Here is a 3,330-nt window from a genome sequence, read left to right on the forward strand (position 1 = left end):
TGCGAAGAGGATACAGAGCTTCGGTGCCGCGTGATCTGAGAAGTAGATTCTCCGCCATCCGCCGGAGTTCGCGTTTTTACACAGCCAGGGTCCTTACACGACTTGCTACAGCCGCTTTGTTCGCTGGCGGCGGGCTGGTGTCTGGGGCTGCATCATAGACGCACTTGCCGCTGCCCATGATGCGACTGTCCAGATGATCGACACCTCCATTGTCCGCGTGCATCAACATGGAGCCTGCATCACAAGGAATCAGCGCGAATCGATGGGAAGGTCACGCGGCGGCTTGACGAGCAAAATCCATGCGGTGGTCGATAGCAATGGTCTGCCGATACGGCTGGCGCAGAGCCCCGGAGAGGCTCATGACGTTCGACTTGCCGGCAAACTGCTGTCTCGTCTGAAATCCGGGTCGATGCTTCTTGCCGACCGTGGCTACGACGCCGACTGGATCAGAGAGCTCGCCATGAAGAGGGGCGCCTGGGCCAACATCCCGCCGAAAAGCAATCGCAACGATCCGATCTGCTTCAGCCCTTATCTCTATCGAGCCCGGAATCAGGTCGAGCGGTGCTTCAACAAGATCAAGCACTGCCGCCAGATTGCGACGCGCTACGACAGGCTCGCCGCTAACTACCTTGCCTTCGTACAGCTCGCATCGATCAGGCTATGGCTGCATGCTAATGAGTCCACGTCCTTCTGTAATGGGCCCGATGATGTCAAGCCTCCCGAGTAAACGTCACGCCGCCGAGCTCATGCTTCTGTCCGTGGTCGACGCCTGGCCGCCACATCATGCTGTCAGAGGGGGCGGTGAGCCTATCTAGATACGCGTGGTCCGTCAGATGACGACCACTGGACGTGGAACGGCTTCACCACATCCGCCGTCTCGGCGACGGGACTTCGGGCAATGGGCTTCGATTCAGCCCGGTTGCGTTATTAATTTCCTCCGCGTTCTACGCTGCAGTCGGCTCTGCCTCAGTCCAACGATAAGTCGTGCCATCGACCCAGATCCGATGCAGGATCACTGCAAGCTTACGTGCCAAGGCGACTTTTGCGCGCTTCGAGCCTCGCCGCTTGGCGACGTCCATCCCCCAGCGCTTGAGTTTTGAGAACCGTGTGATGCGCGATAGCAGAACGTTGGCGGCCTCATACAGCACCGTTCGCACCGTCTTATCGCCGGCCAGCGTGATCCCGCCCGTGACGTCCTTTTCTCCCGATTGGTATTTCTTTGGCGTGAGCCCGAACAGCGCGCCTGCCGCCTTCGATTTTACGATGCGATGAGGGTCATCAATTGCCGATTTGTAGGTGATAGCCACCAGGGGACCAACGCCCGGCACTGTCATAAGCCGGCGACAGACCGCATCGTCACGCACAATTGCCAGCACAGCCTTGCGTAGCCTTCCGTACTCTGCCTTCAAGGCCGATCGCGCCGAAAGCATCGCACCGGCGATGCGCTCTAACGTTGCCTGACCAGCAACTAACTCTCGGATCCGCGCTTCGAAATTCCTCCGCGTCACGGGGCCAACCTTCAGCCCAAAGCCACGCAAAATTCCGCGGATACTCAACTCCACGTCAATCAGCCGCCCGAGAAGCTGTTTGCGTGCAATCAAGAGTGCTCGGGTCTCCTGCGCGCCGCCCGACTTTGCGTGTACCGGTTGGAACCGGCCCATCCGGATCAACTGGGCGATCCCGCGCGCATCCTTGCGATCAGTCTTCACCGTCATCGCAGCCAATGCGGCCTTCACATGCCGTGTTTCGAGCAGAACCGTCTCGAAGCCTGCTCCTTTTAGGCCCGCATGCAGCCATTGTGACAGCGGCCCCGCTTCCAGCCCGATCCGCTTTATCGCAAAGCCAAGCCTCTCGAAAAACTCGACTAAGGCTTCGGGTTCGCTCGCTACCTTCGCCTCCTTCAGGATCTTGCCCTGGGCATCCACAACGCACACGCTCGACAGTTCCAATGACACGTCGATTCCGGCATAGTTCTCCACGGCTGTCCTCCGTCTCTAGATGCTTGGGGCCGACTCAAGTCGTGACCCCGTTTCATCATCTATCGGGGGACAGCCACCATCATGACCCCTTGCTCGGAGCAGGGCCCATTACGGCATCTAGCGACCTTATCGGCCTTGTTGTGCCTGGCTCCTCAATCCTGACCGTTGGAGCGCCTGATCGAGGTGCAGCCGGAGCAGCTTGCTTATGAGGTGTAGCATTTTTCGCGCCGCGGCGACCAATGGTCCACGCACTCGCTGCGCGAATTCCAAAACATGAGGACCCAATCACCCCAAGGATCAGACTTCGTCTGTACATCGAAAGCTCTCCTCCGCGTTGGCACAGCATGAACCAGATTAGCTCCGGAAGCGGGCGTTGACGGGGGACCGCGTAGGTCGCTTGATGTCCCTTCAAAGACCTGCCAACGGCCGGTCTCAACGTCTGCTGTTCAAAGTAGACCAGAAATGACGGGTCAACAATCAAACCGGCGCTTTTGACCCGATGCGGAAGTGTGGCTTTAGGCGCGAGCACCATAAACCTTTCGTATCCTTCCGTGCCCCCTTTAGATGTCGGACGGTTACCTACGTTCAATTGAGCCGCTGATCGCGATCGTCTTACGCTGTATGAGTTTGGAAAGCGCACAAGCTCATGAAGTGCGACGGTAAAATAGAGGACGATCGAAGAGAGAGAGGATAGTACCAAGAGGAGACTCCAATGCCGGACTGCTCCGAAAGTCTTAAATCTGGCAGAGCCGCGCGATGCGCGGTTTGTGATGGCAAGTTTGGTCTCGTCCGGCACTACTCGTGGCGAACCTCGCTTTGTTCCAAGAAGTGCGTCGATCGCTTCAGAGCTCGCAGGAAAAGTGACCTCGATTGGGTGGGCTGGCTCCAGATCGCCTTCCAGTCGCCCGAGAACCGTGCGAGGGATTCATGACATTGCAGATTTCGCAACGAAGAAAGCAATATCTAGAAACGGCACAGACGTTGCTCCGCGCTGCCCGAACCATGGTGGACTCGGCGATTGCGTATCAGCTTAAGGCCCTTGCCGACGACCACCTGCGGCGAGCTGAGAAAGCTTCGCATGTTGATGCGGATGGATGAATTTCCTGACTGCAGAGAGAGATTGCGGGATTAGGTAAGATGAGTAATCACATGTGGCATGCAACGCTTGTTGTACTCGCTGTCATGGCGCTCGGTCGCGCCCGCGCCCACGATTATCAGCACCCTGAGTTGAACAGTTGGTATGAGAGCTTGCGCAGCGGCAAAGGGCCCTGCTGCGATGGCAGCGATGCGAAGCGCGTTGATGACGCCGATTGGGAAACTAAGGATGGTCATTATCGCGTACGCATTGATG

At 57.8% G+C, this 3,330-nt stretch carries 2 protein-coding genes and 2 pseudogenes; 3 read left to right on the forward strand and 1 reads right to left on the reverse strand.

The genetic code is table 11. From position 1 onward, the window contains the following. Positions 1–88 precede the first annotated feature (88 nt). Positions 89–727, forward strand: a pseudogene (locus AC630_RS39675) (IS5 family transposase); the annotation flags it as partial. 217 nt (positions 728–944) lie between these two features. Here AC630_RS39675 and AC630_RS39680 read toward each other — a convergent pair. Beyond that, positions 945–1,979 carry an IS110 family RNA-guided transposase gene (locus AC630_RS39680; protein ID WP_074123784.1) on the reverse strand — a complete coding sequence of 345 codons (1,035 nt, stop codon included), beginning with the start codon at positions 1,977–1,979 and terminating at the stop codon, positions 945–947. A 927-nt stretch (positions 1,980–2,906) separates the two neighbouring features. Between AC630_RS39680 and AC630_RS46005 the strand changes: the two genes are divergently transcribed. Together AC630_RS46005 and AC630_RS46505 are read left to right on the forward strand one after the other, a co-directional pair. Further along, positions 2,907–3,077, forward strand: a complete 171-nt coding sequence (locus AC630_RS46005; RefSeq protein ID WP_167561372.1) for a hypothetical protein — start codon at positions 2,907–2,909, stop codon at positions 3,075–3,077. Between the two features lie 39 nt (positions 3,078–3,116). Further along, positions 3,117–3,330 (forward strand): annotated as a pseudogene (locus AC630_RS46505) (hypothetical protein); the annotation flags it as partial.

Origin of the sequence: Bradyrhizobium sp. AS23.2 (genome assembly GCF_001908185.1) — a bacterium.
GTDB lineage: Bacteria > Pseudomonadota > Alphaproteobacteria > Rhizobiales > Xanthobacteraceae > Bradyrhizobium.

Bases quoted from the DNA above. Each gene is read 5' to 3' on its own strand.
- AC630_RS46005 (WP_167561372.1), top strand. From the start codon at position 2,907: ATGACATTGCAGATTTCGCAACGAAGAAAGCAATATCTAGAAACGGCA.